A 17,687-nucleotide genomic window follows, 5' to 3' on the forward strand; every position below is an offset into this window, starting at 1 on the left:
CGCTCCTACAGAGGCAGTTCATGACCAGCCGTCGAGCCTCGGGCCTGCTATTTGAGCCGCAGGCGCCGGGCCAGTTTGTGCAGGTTGCTCGGGTCGACTTCCAGCAGCCGGGCGGCGCGGGCCCAGTTGTTGCGGCAGCGGCTCAGGGCCTGGTGGATCTTCTGCCGCTGGCAATCGTCGACGGCTTCGCTCAGGGGCTGGAAGGGTCCGTCGTCGTCCGCCTGCGGCAACTGCTCAAGCGGCTCCGCGCCCTTCACCGAACTGTCGAGATCGAGCACGTCCGGCTCCAGGGTCAGAATCTGGCTGCGGCTGCCGCCACGGCTGAGCTGCTTGAGGGCGGCGCGGCTGATCACGTGTTCCAGCTCCCGCACATTGCCCGGCCAGGGGTAAGCCAGCAGCGCCCGTTCGGCCGCCGGCGACAGGCGCAGGCCACGCAGGCCGAGACGGCTGCGGTTGAGCTCGAGGAAATGCCCGGCCAGCATCAACACATCCGGGCCGCGTTCGCGCAGCGGCGGGATCGGCACCGGGTACACCGAAAGCCGGTGGTACAGATCGGCGCGAAACAGCCCCTCGCGGATGCTGTCCGGCAGATGGCGGTTGGTCGCGGCGATGATGCGCACATCCACATGCAGCGGCTTGTCCGCCCCCAGGCGCTGGATCTCGCCGTTCTGCAGGGTGCGCAGCAACTTGGCCTGCACGCTCAACGGCAGCTCGCCGACCTCGTCGAGAAACAGCGTGCCGCCGTTGGCCGCATCGAAGCGCCCGGCGCGGTCGCTGGTGGCGCCGGAGAAGGCGCCCTTGACGTGACCGAACAGCTCGCTCTCGGCCAGGGACTCCGGCAGCGCCGCGCAGTTGACCTGCACCAGCGGCTTATGGGCGCGCCGGGACAGGCGATGCAGGCGGCGGGCGAACAGCTCCTTGCCGACCCCGGTCTCGCCCAGCAGCAACACCGGCAATTCGGAGTCGGCGAGCACGTCCAACTCGTTGAGCAACTGGTGCAGGACTTCGCTCTGGCCGAGGATCTCGCCCTCCTCCACCGGCCCGCGCGCATCCTGCGGCTCGCTGCGGGACAGGCGCAGGCTGCGGTTTTCCTGCTCCAGGCGGGTGACCCGCAGCGCCGCCTCGATCTGCAGGCTGCAGCGCTTGAGCTCGTCCCGCGCCTGGCGGTCGAAAGTCCCGGGGCGCAGCGCGTCGAGGGTGATGGCGCCCCAGACCCGCCCTTCCACATACAGGCTCACGCCCATGCAGTCGTGCACCGCCAGCGGCCCGTTGTCCGGGTGGTCGAGCAGCCCGTCATAGGGGTCCGGCAGACGGCTGTCGGGCTCGAACCAGGTGGGCTCGCGGGACGCCATGATCGCTGCCAGGCGCGGGTGCTGGGCAATCACGAAGCGCCGGCCCAGGGCTTCATGCACCAGGCCGACAGTGGCCAGCGGCCTCAGGCTGTCGTCGTCCAGGCGCAGCAGGCCCACGGCCCCGGCCTTGAAGTATTCCCGCAGGGTCTGCACCAGACGCTGCAAACGCACGGCATTGGGCAACTCGACAATCAGGTCGGCCGCCAGACTTTCACGCAACATGGTAGTCATCACCCTTTCTGGTGGTTTCAACCCCGAGGCTTCGGGGTCATCCGCACCACGACAAAAAATTAATCCATTATTTTCAAAAAGTTACAGCTGGCATGGCGGATGCAACGGCCCAGGGGAACCACTCCAATAAGGAAAACCCTGATGAACCCGACACTGCTGGAACGACCCGGTCTGTCCCAACCAGACGCTTCGAAGCACAACCTCCTGGAGCAAAGCCTCGGCCAACTGGCCTGCGACATCCCCGGCGCCAGCCGGGTGTTTCATGAGTTCAACCTGGACTTCTGCTGCGGCGGGCAGAAAACCCTGCGCGACGCCGCCCTCGGCAAAGGCCTCGACCCGGTGCAGATCGCCGAGGCCCTGCACCTGCTGCAAGACAGCGCCGCCCGGCAGCACGACTGGCGCGACGAACCGAGCGAGCAACTGATCGCCCATATCCTCACCCGCTACCACGCCCGCCACCGCGAACAGCTGCCGGAACTGATCCGCCTGGCCTGCCGCGTGGAGCAGGTGCATGGCGCCCGCAACACCTGCCCCAACGGCCTGGCCGATCACCTGCGGGACATGCAGCAGGAACTCGAAGGCCACATGCTCAAGGAAGAACAGGTGCTGTTCCCGATGCTGCAACAAGGCCTGGGCCGCCGGGCGGCGCCGCCGATCCATGTGCTGCGCCTGGAGCACGAGCAACATGGCGAGGCCCTGGAGAAGCTGCTGGTGCTGACCGACCACATCACCCCGCCCGCCGACGCCTGCAACACCTGGCGCGCGCTGTACCGCGGGTTGAGCGAATTTCGCGACGACCTGATGCAGCACATCCACCTGGAAAACAACGTGCTGTTCGTCAACGCCCTGAACGCTTGATCCCCGCCCTCCCGTGCCAGCCCTGGGGCTGGCACCTTCATTCAGCCATGCCAATAGAACATCGCCTTGGCCAGGACCACGATCAGCAGCATGTGCCCCAGCACGCTGCGGCGGATCCAGCAGGCGCGACCGGCGCTCAACCGCGCGGTCTTGAGCCAGTACGCCAGCAACAGGTAATGGCCGATGATGCTCAGGGCCAGCATGATCTTCAGGCTCAACAGGCTGGCGAAACTGCTGCTCAAGGGCTGGCTCAACGCCCCTCGATGCTGCCAGGCCAGACCGATACCGGCGCCGTACAACAGCAGCACCACGCCATGCAGGACCTTGCGCGAACGCACTGCGATGGCCTGGTCGGCCGTCGCCTGGGCGTCGCTCGCCAATTGCCGGCGCGCCGTGTGCCAGATGCACACCTCGAAGAACAGCGTGCCGATAAAACCTATGGCCGCCAGCAGATGGATGACCACTAACCAGGGATAAAGCATTGCCCTTCTCCTTGCTCTATTCAGGGCTCAGCCCGGATGCCCGTCGACCCGCGCCCGCAGCAGCATCGGCCCGTAGCGCCAGACGTACAGGGCAAAGGCCAGGGCCCAGCACAGGCCCGCCAGCCACAACGCCGCCACCGGCAGCCAGAGCACCAGCAGCACCCGGCTGAGGCAGGCCAGATTGAGCAGGATGAACGCCAGGGTCATGCCTGCTGGCGGCTCCAGCGCACGCCCGGTGTGGCCCAGGCTGACCCGGGCGATCATCGCCAGGATCAGCCCGGCCATGGCGCCGATGGTCAGGCCATGCACTGCCAGGCTGGGGTTGAGCGGCGCGCCGAAATGCCACAGCGCCATGCCCAGGCACGCCAGTGCCAGCCAGCCGTAGGCCAGGTGCAGCGACCACAACAGCGGCACGCGCCACAGCCCGCGATCCTGCCAGCGCCACAACCGCAGCAGATGCGCGGCCGCCAGCAGCAGGAACAGCGCGCCGACCCAGGTATTGGCGATGAGCGCCGGCCCGGCGGCATACAGCAGCGCCACCAGGGCCGAACCCACCAGCAGCAGATAATCGAGCCATGGCCAAGGCGCCACGGCCGCGACCCGACCGAGGCCGCGCTGGGTGAAAAACGGGATCACCCGCCCGCCGATCAGGCTCATCATCGCCGCCACCAGCCACAGGCCGCTCAGCACGCCCTGGCGCTGCCAGCCTTCGTGGCCTTGCAGCAGGCCGGCCACCGACAGGCCATCGGCCGCGGCGAGCAACAGCAGTACCAGGACAATCGGGTAGTTGCGCTGCTGGCGCACCTTCCACAGCATGCGGCCCATCAACCCGGCCAGCGCCAGGGGAAACCCCAGCTCCAGCACGGCCAGCAGCGGCCAGGGCGCGCTGCCCAGCCAGGCCAGGCGCGCGGCCAGCCAGAGCAAGGCCAGGGCCGCCAGCGGCTTGCCGCTCAGGCCCGGCTGGCCGGTCCAGGTCTGCGCCGCGGTCAGCAGGAAGCCGGCGATGATCGCCAGGCCGAAACCGAACAACAGTTCGTGGCGGTGCCAGCCCAGCCAGCCCCCCACCGGTTGCCAGTCGCCCAGGGCACCCTGTAGCGCCGTCAGCCACAGCGGCACCACCAGCAGCGCCAGGACACAACCGGCGAGAAAAAACGGCCGGAAGGCCAGGCGTAACAGCGGCACGATCGCCATCGCTGCACGACGGTCAAGTACTTGCATCAAGCCCACTCCTTTACCCAGCGGCCGACCCGGCGACGGTCGACACGCGGCGAATGAAATCCCCGGCCATCATCGGCCATTGGCGCGCCCTTGCCGTTGTCGCAAATCAAGCTTGCCCGGGATGCGGCGGGCTGTTGTGCCCACCGTCCTTTCTGGCAGTGCAAGGGCCGTGCCCCGGGGCCCGATCGCAGCCTGGAGCGACCACAAGCCAGCGGGCCGGGGGTTCGGCCAGGGCGGCGTTGGGGTTCGCCTTCCAGCGAGAGGGTCAAATTGACTATTCGCTAGTCATTTACACCCTAAATCGCCAGGTCTTTTTGACCACGCCGCTGGAAATCCCCCGAATACAGGGGCCCTGGCGCCTGGCCCGGCTCTTGCTGAACACAGGGCACCCAAATCCCTCCCGTATTACCGGAGCCACCATGAACACCGCCGGAACCATCCTGAAAAAAACCATCCAGCCACTGACATGGTTTGTCGTCCTCGGCGCGATCCTCGCCCTCGCCAGCCGTGTCGCCCTCGGCCTGGTCTGACAGCCCTGGTCTGACAGCCGCCCTCCTCCCCAAACCATAAGGATGAATATTCATGGTGCTTCATCGCGTGCATCACCAGATCCTGCGCAGCCATCACCTGTTCGAGCCCCTGAACGAGGAACAGCTGGACGAGCTGATGGCGGCCAGCCAGTTGCTCAGCATCGACAAGGGCGACCTGCTGTTCCGCCAGGGCGAGCCGGCCGAGGCCTTCTATTTCGTGATTGCCGGCGCGGTGAAGGTCTACCGCCTGACGCCGGATGGGCAGGAAAAAGTGTTCGAAGTCATAGGCCCACGGCAGACCTTCGCCGAGGCCATGATGCTGATGGACACGCCGGACTATGTGGCCTCGGCCGAAGCCATAGGCCCGACCCAGCTCTATCGGCTGTCCAACGACACCTACCTGCGCCTGCTGCAAAGCAATAGCCGCCTGACCTTTGCCCTGCTCGGCAAGCTCTGCGTGCGCCTGCACCAGCGGGTCAACGAGATCGAAACCCTGTCGCTGAAGAACGCCACCCACAGGGTGGTGCGGTATCTGCTGACGCAACTGATGCAGCTGCAACCGGTGGAGCGCCGGTTCGAACTGCCGATGGCCAAGCAGCTGATCGCCGGCCACCTGGCGATCCAGCCGGAGACCTTCTCGCGGATCATCCGCCGCCTGATCGATGAAAAGATCATCAGCCAGGACGGCCGCCAGATCGTCATTCTCGACCGTCCGCGCCTGGAGCAATTCGAATGAGCGCCGGATCGGTCTGCCTGTATTGCCAACAGTCCAACCCGCCTCGGCAAAGCTCCTGCCGCCATTGCGGCATGCCCCTGCCGGCCACCGCGGCGCACGCCGAACAACGCCGGCGGCGGCGCTTCGGGTGGTTCTGCATCGGCCTGACGATTTTTTGCGTAGCGATGTTTTTCTGGCTGCCGCGCTCCTAGCGGACGCTTTTGCCTGGAACAACGCGTTGCCCGTTTTGCGGCCGCTACGCGCCCGATCGCAGCCTCGCAGGCTCGGCAGCGGNCGCGCACGACTCCAGGCCTGTAGCCGCTGTCGAGCGTTAGCGAGGCTGCGATCGAGGACGCAGTCCTCGCAAGGCCTGTGCACTGGATCTACCTGAAACAACGCATCGTCTGGTGGGCGGCATTGCGACACGGCCCTCGCAAAACCTGCACACCAGGTTTGCCCGGAACATTGAACCCTTCCCCCCTCGCCGGCGAAGGTGTCCCATGGCGTGCGCCTCAGGGCTGGGTCAACTGCCGATACAACTGCGGCAAACGCAGCGGCAACTGCTCGGGCTGGCGGATCAGGGTGTAGCCATTGGCGCCGAACATGTACGGCAGGTAAGCCGCCGCTTCGCGGTCGATGGTGATGCAGAACGGCGTCAGCCCCTGGCGCCGCGCTTCCAGTACCGCCTCGCGGGTGTCCTCGACGCCATAACGGCCTTCGTAGAGGTCCAGGTCGTTGGGCTTGCCGTCGGTCAACAACAGCAACAGCTTGCGCTGACGCTTGCAGCCAGCGAGCAGGCGCGTGGCCTGACGAATCGCCGCCCCCATGCGCGTGTAGAAGCCCGGCTTGAGCCCCTGGATCCGCCCGCGGGTGTGGTCGTCGTAACGCTGGTGGAAGGCCTTGAGTTCCTGCATGCGCACCTGCTGGCGACGCAACGAGGAAAACCCGTACAGGGCAAAGTCATCGCCCAGGCCAGCCAGGGTTTCGCCGAACAGCAGCAGGCTGTCGCGGATCACCTCGATCACCCGGTGCTCATCGTTGAGGTGGGCATCGGTGGACATCGAGACATCGGCCAGCAGCAGGCACGCCAGGTCGCGCCGGGTCTGGCGCTGCTCCATGAACAGGCCGCGCTCGGCACAGGCGCCATGGGCGCGCTCGACGTGAAAATCCAGCCAGGCCTGCATGTCCAGTTCCGAGCCCTGGGGTTGCTGGCGCAACCACTGGCGGTCGTTGCGCAACTGCTGGAACTGCCGCCGCAACAGCTGCGCCGAGGGCTTCAGGCGCGACGGCAGCGGCTGTGCCTGGCAGTCGCGTGGCACCAGCATCTGCAGGTTGACGAAATCTTCCTGCAGGCGCCCCTTGCGGTAGTCCCATTCCGGCAAGTGGATGCCCTCGCCCAGGGGGATGTCGTCGACGTCCGCTGGCGGCAGGTCGAGGTGCAGCTTGAGGCCGCCGCCCTTGCGCAGGCGGGTGCGCGACAGGGTCAGTTCGTCCAGGTCGGCGGCGACCCGGGCGGCGTCCGGGTCTTCGCTGTCGTCGGCCCAGCGGTCCAGGTCCACGTGTTCGGTCCAGCTGAACAGGTTCTCCAGGCGCACAATCAGCAGGCCGCCGTCGCGACTCTGGTCCTCGACCCGGCTGGCGCGCTTGCGCCCGCCCGGCTGCTCGCCGGCAGTGGTGGCCAGGTCTTCCGGCGAATCCTCAAGATCGGCGGCCAGCGGGCTGGCCAGGTGCAACGGCGGGTACAGCCACAACTGCACCGGCCAGGCCGCCCGTTCGCTGCGAGGAAACTCGGCGACACTGCCGGGCTCGCGCAGGGCCTGGCACAAGGCCCGCTCCAGCGCGGCCTCGGGGCGGCTCAACGAGGCCGGATCCGGGCGCAGTTGCAGGTGCGCCTCCACCAGCCGCCGGTAGCGGCCACGCAACGCCGGGTAGCGCTGCAACAGGCGCCGGGTCCAGCGCTGATTGTCCCGGCCCCAATGGCGCATCGGCCCGGACTGCGCCGCCAGCAGGGCCAGCCAGCGATACAGCTCCTCGTTCAACGCCGCCTCGGGGAACACCGCGAGGCTGGCCGGCAGGCGCAGGTTGTCGGCGTCGCACCAGGCCAGGGGCAGTTGCCGGCAGGTGCCGGCGATCTGCTGCAACAGGCTGCGGCGCAACAGCAGGTCGCGCTCGCTGGCCGCCTCGACGCCGCGCCCCTCGCCGCCCATGGCCCGCAACAGCAGGGCCAGGGCACGTTGACGCGGCGCCAGTTCGACCCGCGCCTCGGGAAAATCCACGCTGGCGCGCCGGGTGATAAAACGATGCCAGACACTGCCGACCCACTCTTCCAGTTCCAGGGTGAAGGCCATGGAGCCTCCTTATTTCCAGTGCAAAAAAACGGTCCGCGGCTACACACCGCCGTCGTGCGTTGTCCTGTAGCCGCTGCCGAGCCTGCGAGGCTGCGATCGAGGACGCAGTCCTCGCAAAACCTGTGCACCCGGTTTGCCAGAAAGACCGCATGGCCCGGTTTGCGGCCGCTGCGCTGCCGATCGCAGCCTCGCTGCGCTCGGCAGCGGCTACAGGCGGCTACAGGCGGCCATTTATGAGGACACCACCGGAGCCGGCGCGCGCAAGGCGGCGCGGCCGCGTTGGCGGAAGCTCAGCAGGTAGCACAGCAGCCCAGCGAAGAACCCCAGCCCGCTGACCAGGCGCGCCCAGAACAGCCCACTGAGATGCTCCACCGTGGCCATGAACGGCATCGCCGTACCGTCCTCGGCCCAGCGTTGCAGCAGCACCTGGACCACGCCGGCGGCGGTGAGCAACAGGGTGATCATCACCATCGACAGGGTCATCAGCCAGAAGCCCCAGACTTCCAGGGTCTGCGAGCGCTCGTCCGCCGCCTCGCCGAGCCCGCGCAGGCGCGGCATGGCGTAGCTGATCAGGGTCATGACGATCATCGCGTAGGCGCCGTAGAACGCGAGGTGGCCGTGGGCCGCGGTCAGTTGCGTGCCGTGGGTGTAGTAGTTGACCGGCGCCAGGGTATGCAGGAAACCCCAGACCCCGGCGCCGAAGAACGCGGTCACCGTGGTGCCCTTGGCCCACAGCGTGGCGGCGCGATTCGGGTGTTGCCGGCGGCGGTTCTTCACCATGCTGAAGGCGAAGATCACCATGGCCAGGAACGGCAGCGGCTCCAGGGCCGAGAAGATCGAGCCGACCCACAGCCAGACCTCCGGCGCACCGATCCAGAAGAAGTGGTGACCGGTGCCGATGATCCCGCTGATCAGCGCCATGGCGATGATCACGTAGAGCCACTTCTCCACCACTTCGCGGTCCACGCCGGTGATCTTGATCAGCACGAAGGCCAGCATCGCGCCCATGATCAGCTCCCACACGCCTTCCACCCACAGGTGCACCACCCACCACCAGTAGAACTTGTCGCGGGCCAGGTTGGCCGGGTTGTAGAAGGAGAACAGGAAGAACACCGCGAGGCCGATCAGCCCGGTCATCATCACCATGCTGACGGTGGTCTTGCGGCCCTTGAGCAGGGTCATGCCGATGTTGTAGAGAAAGCCCAGGCACACCACCACTATGCCCATCTTGGTGATGGTCGGCTGTTCGAGGAACTCGCGACCCATGGTCGGCAGCAGCTCGTTGTGGGTCAGCCGGGCCAGGCCCGCGTAGGGCACCAGCAGGTAGCCGAGGATGGTCAGCACGCCGGCGGCGGCGAACACCCAGAACAGCAGCAGCGCCAGTTTCGGGCTGTGCAGTTCACGGTCGGCCTCTTCCGGGATCAGGTAGTAGGCCGCCCCCATGAAGCCGAACAGCAGCCAGACGATCAGCAGGTTGGTGTGGACCATGCGCGCCACGTTGAAGGGAATGATCGGGAACAGGAAGTCCCCGATCACGTATTGCAGGCCCATGATCAAACCGAACAGCACCTGGCCGAGAAACAGCATCAGGGCAAACACGAAGTAGGGTTTGGCCACGGCTTGCGAGGCAAATTTCAGGTGTGGATTGGCAAGACGCATCGTTCAGCCCTCCTTGTTTGGCGGCCAGCCATTGGTATTGATCTTCGAGCTCCACTTGAGGAATTCGGCGATGTCGTCGACCTCCTGCTGGCTCAGGTTGAATTGCGGCATGGCCCGGCGTCCGGGCACGCCCAGGGGTTGCATCTTCATCCAGGCCTGCAGGAAGGGCTTGAAGCCCTCCTCGCCGCCGCGGCGCTGGAACACGTTGCCCAGCTCCGGCGCGAAGTACGCGCCCTCGCCCAGCAGCGTGTGGCAGCCGATGCAGTTGTTCTGCTCCCAGACCGTCTTGCCGCGCACCACCGCCGCGCTCAACAGCGCGTCGTTGCTGCGCACGGGAAAGGTCTGCTCCGTGTGATAGGTCAAGGCCAGGAAGATCAGGAAGAAGAACACGCTTCCCCCGAAATAGATGTTCCTGGCCATGCCTTTGGTGAAGGTCTCCGACATGCTCGCTTCCTCTTGGCTTGGCCCGGCCATTCTAGGAAGCGCGGGGGACAAACCCGCTTGATGGCAATCAAGAAACGCCGATGGTTTCACTCGGGTATTGCCTCTAGAGGCTGAGGATCAGGCCCAGCAGCAAGGCCAGGGCCAGCGGCCAGCCGAGCAGCAGCCAGCGCCACAGACGCGGCCCGTGGCGCAGCTCCATGAAGCCATCGGCGATCAGCCAGGCCTTGGCCACCGCCAGCAGCAGGATCAGCAGCGCCACCCCGCGCGGCGCGCCCTGCCCCAGCCAGCTGCCCAGCCATACCGTGCCGACGCTGAGGCCGGCCAGGGCGACCCAACAGCTCAGCAAGAACCTGCCAACGGACATGCGCACCTCGTCAATCCAGGACGTAGACCAGCGGAAACAGCAGCACCCAGACCAGATCGACCATATGCCAATAGAGCACCCCAGACTCGAAACCCGAAGGGTTGTCGGCGCCATACCGGCCACGCAGGCAGCGCTGCGCCAGCCAGGCGAAAATCAGCATGCCCAGCAGCACATGGAGGAAATGGAAACCGGTGAGGATCCAGTACAGGGTGAAGAAGGTGTCGTGCTCAAGCCCTAATCCCAGGCCCAGCAGGTGCCGGTACTCGCCGAGCTTGAGCAGCAGGTAGACACTGGCCACCAGCAAGGCCGCCAGCAGCAGTGCCGCGCCCTGGCGTGGTCGCGCCCGGCGCACCCGTTCCTGGGCCAGCGCCGCCAGCAGCCCGGCGCTGAGCAGGCTCAGGGTCATGGCCAGGCCGGTGGAGCTGTCGAGCAGCTGGCGGCTGGCAGCGAACAGCTGCGGCTTGAGCTGCTGGGTCACGGCGAACGCGAGGATCAGGATGGCGAACACCGACAGCTCGGCGAGGATGAAAAACCACATCGCCAGGTCCCCCGGCAGATGGCGCCGAGGGGTCTCGGTGGTTGCAACGGCTGCTTCAGCCGAAGTGCACATCGACCACGTCCATCAGCGCCGCCACCGTCACCGGGTCGTCGCTCAGGGGCTCGGCCAGGCACGCCAGGCAGGCTTCGCGCGGCGGCATGCCGGAGCCGATCATGCGTGCGGTGAAGATCAGCAGTCGGGTGGACGCCACCTCCTCCAGGTCATGCTGTTCCAGGCGGCGCAGCGCCTGGCCCAGACCGACGATCTGCCGCGCCAGGGCGGCATCCACCTGTGCCTCGCGCTGCACGATGCGCTCCTCCTCGGCCGGCGGCGGATAGTCGAAGCGCATCGCCACGAAACGCTGGCGGGTGCTGGGCTTCATACCCTTGAGCAGGTTCTGGTAGCCGGGGTTATAGGACACCACCAGCATGAAGGACGGCGGCGCCCGCAGCACTTCGCCGGTGCGCTCCAGGAACAGCTCGCGACGGCCGTCGGCCAGGGGATGCAGGACCACCACAGTGTCCTGCCGCGCCTCCACCACCTCGTCGAGGTAGCAGATGCCGCCCTCGCGCACCGCCCGGGTCAGCGGCCCGTCCTGCCACCAGGTGCCCTGGGCGCCGATCAGGTGGCGGCCGATCAGGTCGGCGGCGCTGAGGTCGTCGTGGCAGGCCACGGTGTGCAGCGGCAGGTCCAGGCGGTGCGCCATGTGCTGGACAAACCGGGTCTTGCCGCAGCCCGTGGGGCCTTTGATCAGCACCGGCATGCCGTGGTGCCAGGCCTGTTCGAACAGCGCCTGTTCGTTGTTCAAGGGTTGATAGAAGGGTTCGCAAGCCGTTCCGAGATCCATGGGCTACCTGATTCACAGCGGGGTTCGGGGACCACGCTAAGGCGCCATGCAAGGGAGCGGCAAGCGAACCGGCGGGCAAACTTGATCGCCGTCAAGCGCGCCGCGCCTGGCTGTAATCAGGAGCTGCAATCAAAGCCCGGAATCAGGTTCGACGCACTCGCAACCGGCAGCCTGCCCCGGGCTGTTGAGGTCCTCCTGGAACAACTGGCAGATGCTGTCCACCTCCAGCCGGCCGGCGGGCAGGATGCTGATAAAGCGCTCCGAGAGTTCCACCAGGCCGTTCCAGCTCAGCTGTTGCAGGCGCAGCCAGGCGGACGCGAAGTACTGGCGAAAGATCAGCCCGTAGCGGCTTTCGATGGCCAGGATATCCAGCTCCAGGTCGCACGCCAGGCGCTCCATGACCAGCTGCCGGACCTGGTCGCCGGCCTCGCAGCGCCAGCCGCGACAGGTTGCCAGCTGGCCCAGGTCCAGCTGTTGCAGATAGTCGCCGAGCACCTCGCTGTTCTGCGTATACAGCTCGTCGAACTGGCTGATGGCGCCCAGGCCGAAACCCACATGGTCGCAATAACCGTGGCAGGTAAAGCCCTGGCAGTTGCGGCGCAGCCGGCCGCGCTCCTGGGCCATCATCAGGTCGTCGTCGGGCCGCACGAACTGGCCCAGGCCGATGTACTGGTACCCCGCCGCCAGCAGGCGCTCGAAGCAGATGCGCCGCATCGCCTCCTTGGCCTCCTGGCCGCAGGCTGCTGCGGCGCGGTCCTGGCTCTGGCTCCGGTAGCGCAACGGCGGCTGGGCGTAGTCGAACACCTGCAGGCGATCGGGCTCCAGCTCGATCAGGGTGCCGAGCTTCAAGGCGAAACTCTCCGGGGTCTGCCAGGCATGGCCATAACCCAGGTCGACATTCACCGAGCGATAACCGAAGGTCCGCGCCGCATCGATCAGCGAATGGATGGGCGCCGGGTTCTGGTAGCAGGCCACCGACAGCTGGCTGTCGATACCTATATCCGGCACGCCGATGCTGACCTGGTTAAAACCCTGGTCGCGCAGCAGGCCCATGGTCGCCCAGTCAGTGTGGTGCAGGTCGACGTCGATGCTGTAGTCGCCGCAATCGTGTTCGAGGAAGTGGAAACGCTGGCGCAGGTGCTGCATCAAGCGTTGCAACTGCGCCGCATCCGGGGTGCCGCCGCCCAGGTGGAACTGCTCGATGCGCTGCTCCGGCCCCAGGTGGCAGCCCACCAGGTCGATCTCCCGCTCCAGCCGCCGCAGGTAGCTTTCGCCAGCATCCACCGCCGTGCCCGCTAGGCGCGGCGGAAACTGCACGTTCAGGGACAGCGGTCGACGTTTCTGCCGGCTGTTGCGCAACGCCCGCAGCAGGTCCAGGGAACCGATGCCACCGTGAAAGCGGCGGGTGTCGGCATGGCAGTTGGGATCGAGCACGCCTTGATCGCGTCGAACGATCGGCTCGCTGCGGTGCGGCAGTAGATCAGGCATGACTGGGCTCCAGGACTGGCGGTGGAGGGCCAGTGTCCGGCGTTCGCGCCAGGGGCTCCTTGACTTGCATCAAGCGTGGGTTCGGCGCCGGCCTACCAGTTCAGGTAGAACATGGCCTTGGCCAGCAGCACGATCAGCAGCATATGGCCGAACAGGCTGTGATGGATGAAGCGCGAATAGCGGGCATTCATGCGCCCGCTCTTGAACAGCAGCATGGCCACCAGGAAATGCCCGAGCACGCTGGCGGCCAGCAGGATCTTCAGCATCAGCAAGGTGCCGAACGACGACGCCAAGGGCGCCGCCAGCACCGGCAGGTAACGCACCCAGACCATGCCCAGACCGGCGCCGAACAGCACCAGCAGCACCCAGGGCATCAACTGGCGGGCACGGCCGGCGATGCCCTGTTCGAGCAGCACCATAAGCTTGGCGGGCAGTTGCTTGCGGATGTTTTCCAGGAACAGCACTTCGAAGAACACCGTGCCGATAAACACCAACGCGGCGAATAAGTGCAGAGTTAGCAACAGCGGATAGATCATGGGCCCTCCGAATCGGGGTTGCGCGGCCTGGGCCAGCGCCTCAGCCGCCGGTCACCGTGGGAAAGAACGCCACCTCGTCGCCGTCGTCCAGCGCCTCGTCGAGCCCGCACATATCCTGGTTGCGGGCACACATCAGGCTCGGCTCGTCCAGCACCCGCCAGATGCCGCAACGGCTCGCCAGGTGCCGGCGCAAGTGCTCGAGGCAGGCGAAATCGCCCTCGACCACCTCGCTCGCGCAGCCCAGGGTTTCCCGGTAGCGGGAGAAATACTGCACCTGCAGCTTCATGCCGACGGCGCCTGGTAATCGCCACTCTTGCCCCCGGACTTGCGCAGCAGTCGCACCGATTCGATCTGCATGCTGCGGTCCACCGCCTTGCACATGTCGTACAGCGTCAGGGCGGCGACGCTGGCGGCGGTCAGCGCCTCCATCTCGACCCCGGTCTGCCCGGCCAGCTTGCAGCGCGAAACGATGCGCACGCGCTGTTCGTCCTCCAGGCTCAACTCCACCACCACACTGCTCAACAGCAACGGATGACAGAGCGGGATCAACTCACTGGTGCGCTTGGCCGCCTGGATACCGGCGATGCGCGCCACCGCGAATACATCGCCCTTGGGATGCCCGCCACCGACGATCAACCGCGTGGTCTCGGCGCGCATATGCACCCAGGCCTCGGCCACCGCCTCGCGAAAGGTCACGTGTTTATCGGTGACATCGACCATGCGCGCACGGCCGAGGGAATCGAGGTGGGTCAGTACCGCGTCGTTCATGAACAGGAGCCTTAGTCATGGCGGCGAAAAGCGCGACGGGATCGCCCCGGCCTCGCACACCGTTGGATGGCAACGAGACTACTGCGCCGGCCCGCTGGCGCGGTTGACGTCAATCAAGAAACCCACAAGTCCCCAGGAGGGTCGTAACCGCCCCATGCGCTGCGTAACCTGCAGAGCGACCCTCTCCATGATCCGCCATTTCAGTCGGGTTCACGCGCAAGCTGCAGGTAGCGTTCGCCTTCCGATTGCAGCTGCGTATCGCTCGCCGCCAGCTGGGCCCGAGCTTCGGCCAGGTTTTTCTGGCAACCGTCCCAGCGGCAATCCGGCACCTGTTTGCTCAGTGAGCGGGACAATACATTCGCGGCGCTCGCCTCCAGTCGCTCGCCATTGCTCCAGTCCATCCGCCACTCGGTGCCGGGCAGCGGGGGCTCATTGTTGTAATGCAATTGCCCGCGGTAGCGCATCAGCTTGCCTGCGAAGAACAGCCAGGTTTCGCGCTTGACCGGCACCTGCCCCTCGATCGCCCGCTCGGCGCCCGCTTCGGCCTCCAGTTCCACCTGCGCGAGGGGACCGCTTTGGGTCAGCTTCAACCACACGCCCTTGGGCGCGTTGTAGTGCTTCAAGCCGTACCAGCGCGGTGTGCTGTCCGGCATCACGACGATGCTGATGCGTTCTTTGGCGCTATACGAAGAGAGTCGCCTGGGAAACTGGTTGAGCTTGACAGCCGCCGGTACGCGTCCGGTCCTGACCCAGTCCGGTGATGCCTCCAGTCGCTCCTGCAGGTCCAGGCTCAAGTGCCCCGGCCATGCCAACTGTCGCACGCTGCCATCCGGCGCCTTCAGGTTGGCACGCAGGGTCGTCACCGCCATAGGATCGCCAGGGTGGCTGTCTCCCCCTGGCGTTCTGACGGCCAGATCCACCATCTGATAACCGGGCATATCCTGCTTCGGGAAGACCAGCGCAATGCTCAGGGGTTGCTTGCGTCGCTTGGAGAACCCCCGCCGTGTCTCCCACGACAAATCGCGGGCCCAGTTGGTAAACAAGGGCTCGCGCCACAGCGCGTCCGCCGGTGCGCGCAATTCAGCATGGCTGAAGCTGTAATACTCGGCAGGTGTCTCGGGCAACTCGAAGCGCAGCTTCAGCGGCTGCCCCGCGCTGCCCTGCAACACCTGTGCGCGTACCGTCACTTGGCGCCGGATCGGCGAGCTTTCCATCTCGAAACGAGGCACCGGGATACAGACGGTACCGACCATGCAGGTGAACGGCTGCAAGCTGGGCCGCGTCTTATGCGTCTTGCCCTTGCTACCGATAGAGGGGAAGTAATAGGCAACGAGCTCGGCCCCCGTCCATACTTGCGGCCACAATCGCGCCTGGGTCGACTCATCGAGGTAGGCGATGGAGCTGTCGGCCAGTTCGACCTCCAATGACAGCGACGCCGCCTGCAGAGGCGCAACAGACGAGGCCACCAGCAATGCAGCGGTCGCGATGGCACGCCGCAGGGTCGTTCTGCCAGCCGGATTGGCGAAAAACAGGATTGTTTGAATGAGCATTCTCCCTCCATGGAAATGAAACCACGCATCGATACAGCACCACTCAGGGAGCAGCAATGACCAGCCTCATGGACCCCACCTTGCGCGGAACCGGCAGGATCACCGGCGCGTTCTTCCACCCGGCGGGGGATATCGCCGCCGTGGTCTCGGAGTTTGCGCTGCTGGTCAATCCGCCCGCGCGGGCGGCCTATGGCGGCACCGGGTTGCGTTATCGGCTCGGTCTGTACCGGCGTGGCGAGCCGGTGCCGTTCGCCATCTTCGACGAACTGTGCCTGCCGATCAACGACCTGGGCTTCCACCCCACCCTGCCCCGCATCGTTATCGGCGCCGGCCGCTATGACGGCGGCTACCTGTTCGAAGGCGAGCTGGCCGTGTGGGACTGGCAGACCGGCCAGAGCCGGCGCCCTTTTGCCGATATTCCCGAAGTCGTGCGCTGCCGCTACGACGCCAACGGCGAGCGGATCGAAGCCTGGGTGCGGCCATGGAACGAAGAATGGGACGGGCTGGACGACAGCGACTGGTCGGTGATCCTCGACACCCTGTTTCTGGTGCAGGCCGACGACGGCGAGGCAGCCTGGGCTGGGCAAACGCCCGCGGTGCTGGAACTGGACCCGACCACAACCGTCGCTGCCTCGGGCCTTCCTGCAGATGACCAGAGCTCACCGGCCGTGCGCCTGGCCCATTGGCTGGGCGTGCCCGAGCTTGAATGCCGAAGCGCGATCCGCGATATCGCCTGGCTCGGCCCGGATCGGATAGGCGTCACTCACGACAACTGCCTGCTGGATATCTACAGCGCGGACGGCACCCGGCTCGCCCACCACACGGGTCCAGGCTACGGCGCCGAAATCCTGCGCGGGGCCGGCGTGCATGTGCACGGGGTGCAGGTGCAGGATGGCCCCGAGGCCTATCGCCGCGATTCCCGCTTGTATGCCCTGAAGGACAATAGCCTGGTCCTGATGCGGGAATACGACGACGAATACACCTTCTGCGCATCCAGCGACGGCCCCCTCCTGGGCCGGCGCAACCGCCTGAGAGCCCCCGGTTCGAAAGCCGTTGATCTGCTGCTGGACACCACCCGCGACAGCGCCCGGCCCGTCGATGTCGGTCACTACGACTGCTTCAACCACTACATCGGCATCAGCGGCGCGCCCCATCTGTTTGCGCTGCAGGGCACGCCGGCCAGCTCCCACGAACACAAGTACCTGTGCATCGTCCAGCCCGACGGCACCCTGCAAAGACTCTGGCCGCTGCTCAAGCAGGACGGCACCCGGGCCAGCCACGCCATGGAATGCCGGGGCGCTTATGTGGCGGATGCCCTGGGCGCGGGCGTGGTGATCGCCGGCCAGCACTACAACCCTTCGGTCTGCGAGCCGTACCAGGGTTTCATCTATCGCCGGCACCTGGAGCGCGGCCAGGAACTATGGCGCCATCCCACGCCAGCATCGCCCAGCGCGATCGTCCACCTGCCCGAAACCGGCCTGGTGGCGGCGGCTTTCCTGGACGGGACACTGATGCTGATCGAGGCCCGGACCGGCCAGCTGCGACTAAGCGCCAAGGCGCGGATAGATGGCTTGCCGACCATCATCCACGCCATGGACGCCCACGACGGGCAGCTGGCGCTGGGCACCGTGGATGGCCGGATTGTCGTGAAACCGGTCGCTGATCTGCTGGACGCCGACGACGCCCGGAGATGGGTAGAAATCGGATAAACCAGCCACAAACAAAAACGCCACTCCCGGGAGTGGCGTTTTTTATTGGC

General features: G+C 66.2%; 18 protein-coding genes. 4 read left to right on the forward strand and 14 right to left on the reverse strand.

Annotation, left to right across the window (positions count from 1 at the left end; translation table 11 throughout):
* Positions 1–47: 47 nt before the first annotated feature.
* Positions 48–1,574: a nitric oxide reductase transcriptional regulator NorR gene (norR, locus tag ACTJKT_RS27445; protein ID WP_440789348.1), complete on the reverse strand. Its 1,527-nt coding sequence runs from the start codon at positions 1,572–1,574 to the stop codon at positions 48–50.
* 150 nt (positions 1,575–1,724) lie between these two features.
* On the opposite strand from norR, the gene ytfE reads away from it, so the two are divergent.
* Positions 1,725–2,441 carry an iron-sulfur cluster repair protein YtfE gene (gene ytfE, locus ACTJKT_RS27450; protein WP_063431486.1) on the forward strand — a complete coding sequence of 239 codons (717 nt, stop codon included), beginning with the start codon at positions 1,725–1,727 and terminating at the stop codon, positions 2,439–2,441.
* Positions 2,442–2,482: 41 nt separating this feature from the next.
* Here the strand turns inward: ytfE and ACTJKT_RS27455 are convergent, their stop codons facing one another.
* Both ACTJKT_RS27455 and ACTJKT_RS27460 read right to left on the reverse strand, forming a co-directional pair.
* Positions 2,483–2,923, reverse strand: a complete 441-nt coding sequence (locus ACTJKT_RS27455) for a hypothetical protein (RefSeq protein ID WP_440789350.1) — start codon at positions 2,921–2,923, stop codon at positions 2,483–2,485.
* Positions 2,924–2,950: 27 nt separating this feature from the next.
* A complete protein-coding gene (locus ACTJKT_RS27460; RefSeq protein ID WP_440789352.1) occupies positions 2,951–4,141 on the reverse strand; it encodes an NnrS family protein in 1,191 nt (396 codons plus the stop codon).
* Positions 4,142–4,723: 582 nt separating this feature from the next.
* On the opposite strand from ACTJKT_RS27460, the gene ACTJKT_RS27465 reads away from it, so the two are divergent.
* The gene (locus tag ACTJKT_RS27465; protein ID WP_440789353.1) at positions 4,724–5,407 is read left to right on the forward strand and encodes a Crp/Fnr family transcriptional regulator; all 684 of its coding nucleotides are present in this window, start codon (positions 4,724–4,726) and stop codon (positions 5,405–5,407) included.
* Complete coding sequence (locus tag ACTJKT_RS27470) at positions 5,404–5,598, forward strand: protein DnrP (RefSeq protein ID WP_440789355.1); 195 nt, start codon at positions 5,404–5,406, stop codon at positions 5,596–5,598. Before ACTJKT_RS27465 ends, ACTJKT_RS27470 begins: the two co-directional genes overlap by 4 nt.
* A gap of 300 nt (positions 5,599–5,898) precedes the next feature.
* On the opposite strand, the gene ACTJKT_RS27475 is transcribed toward ACTJKT_RS27470, so the two are convergent.
* The 11 genes from ACTJKT_RS27475 to ACTJKT_RS27525 all read right to left on the reverse strand — a co-directional run bounded on the left by ACTJKT_RS27475 (position 5,899) and on the right by ACTJKT_RS27525 (position 15,928).
* Positions 5,899–7,734 (reverse strand): nitric oxide reductase activation protein NorD, encoded by a 1,836-nt coding sequence (locus tag ACTJKT_RS27475; protein ID WP_440789357.1) that lies wholly within the window; start codon positions 7,732–7,734, stop codon positions 5,899–5,901.
* A 231-nt stretch (positions 7,735–7,965) separates the two neighbouring features.
* Positions 7,966–9,393 (reverse strand): cbb3-type cytochrome c oxidase subunit I, encoded by a 1,428-nt coding sequence (locus ACTJKT_RS27480; RefSeq protein ID WP_063431496.1) that lies wholly within the window; start codon positions 9,391–9,393, stop codon positions 7,966–7,968.
* Positions 9,394–9,396: 3 nt separating this feature from the next.
* Entirely contained in the window at positions 9,397–9,837 is a 441-nt protein-coding gene (locus ACTJKT_RS27485) for a c-type cytochrome (RefSeq protein WP_016702476.1), read from the reverse strand.
* 103 nt (positions 9,838–9,940) lie between these two features.
* Complete coding sequence (locus tag ACTJKT_RS27490) at positions 9,941–10,201, reverse strand: cytochrome C oxidase subunit IV family protein (protein ID WP_440789359.1); 261 nt, start codon at positions 10,199–10,201, stop codon at positions 9,941–9,943.
* A 10-nt stretch (positions 10,202–10,211) separates the two neighbouring features.
* Positions 10,212–10,811 (reverse strand): cytochrome c oxidase subunit 3, encoded by a 600-nt coding sequence (locus tag ACTJKT_RS27495; protein WP_440789361.1) that lies wholly within the window; start codon positions 10,809–10,811, stop codon positions 10,212–10,214.
* Positions 10,795–11,586 carry a CbbQ/NirQ/NorQ/GpvN family protein gene (locus ACTJKT_RS27500; protein WP_440789363.1) on the reverse strand — a complete coding sequence of 264 codons (792 nt, stop codon included), beginning with the start codon at positions 11,584–11,586 and terminating at the stop codon, positions 10,795–10,797. The genes ACTJKT_RS27495 and ACTJKT_RS27500 overlap by 17 nt, the downstream gene beginning before the upstream one ends.
* 129 nt (positions 11,587–11,715) lie before the next feature.
* Positions 11,716–13,074 carry a coproporphyrinogen III oxidase gene (locus tag ACTJKT_RS27505; protein ID WP_440789365.1) on the reverse strand — a complete coding sequence of 453 codons (1,359 nt, stop codon included), beginning with the start codon at positions 13,072–13,074 and terminating at the stop codon, positions 11,716–11,718.
* 92 nt (positions 13,075–13,166) lie between these two features.
* A complete protein-coding gene (locus tag ACTJKT_RS27510; RefSeq protein WP_440789367.1) occupies positions 13,167–13,610 on the reverse strand; it encodes a CopD family copper resistance protein in 444 nt (147 codons plus the stop codon).
* A gap of 40 nt (positions 13,611–13,650) precedes the next feature.
* A complete protein-coding gene (locus ACTJKT_RS27515) occupies positions 13,651–13,896 on the reverse strand; it encodes a MoaD/ThiS family protein (RefSeq protein ID WP_124308826.1) in 246 nt (81 codons plus the stop codon).
* Complete coding sequence (moaC, locus tag ACTJKT_RS27520) at positions 13,893–14,378, reverse strand: cyclic pyranopterin monophosphate synthase MoaC (protein ID WP_440789369.1); 486 nt, start codon at positions 14,376–14,378, stop codon at positions 13,893–13,895. Before moaC ends, ACTJKT_RS27515 begins: the two co-directional genes overlap by 4 nt.
* A gap of 200 nt (positions 14,379–14,578) precedes the next feature.
* Positions 14,579–15,928, reverse strand: coding sequence for a hypothetical protein (locus ACTJKT_RS27525; RefSeq protein WP_440789371.1), 1,350 nt, complete (start codon positions 15,926–15,928; stop codon positions 14,579–14,581).
* 56 nt (positions 15,929–15,984) lie between these two features.
* Here ACTJKT_RS27525 and ACTJKT_RS27530 point away from each other — a divergent pair, with 56 nt between their 5' ends.
* Entirely contained in the window at positions 15,985–17,637 is a 1,653-nt protein-coding gene (locus ACTJKT_RS27530; RefSeq protein ID WP_440789373.1) for a hypothetical protein, read from the forward strand.
* Positions 17,638–17,687: the final 50 nt, after the last annotated feature.

It is taken from the genome of Pseudomonas sp. 22526 (genome assembly GCF_052044735.1).
Lineage (GTDB): Bacteria > Pseudomonadota > Gammaproteobacteria > Pseudomonadales > Pseudomonadaceae > Aquipseudomonas > Aquipseudomonas piscium.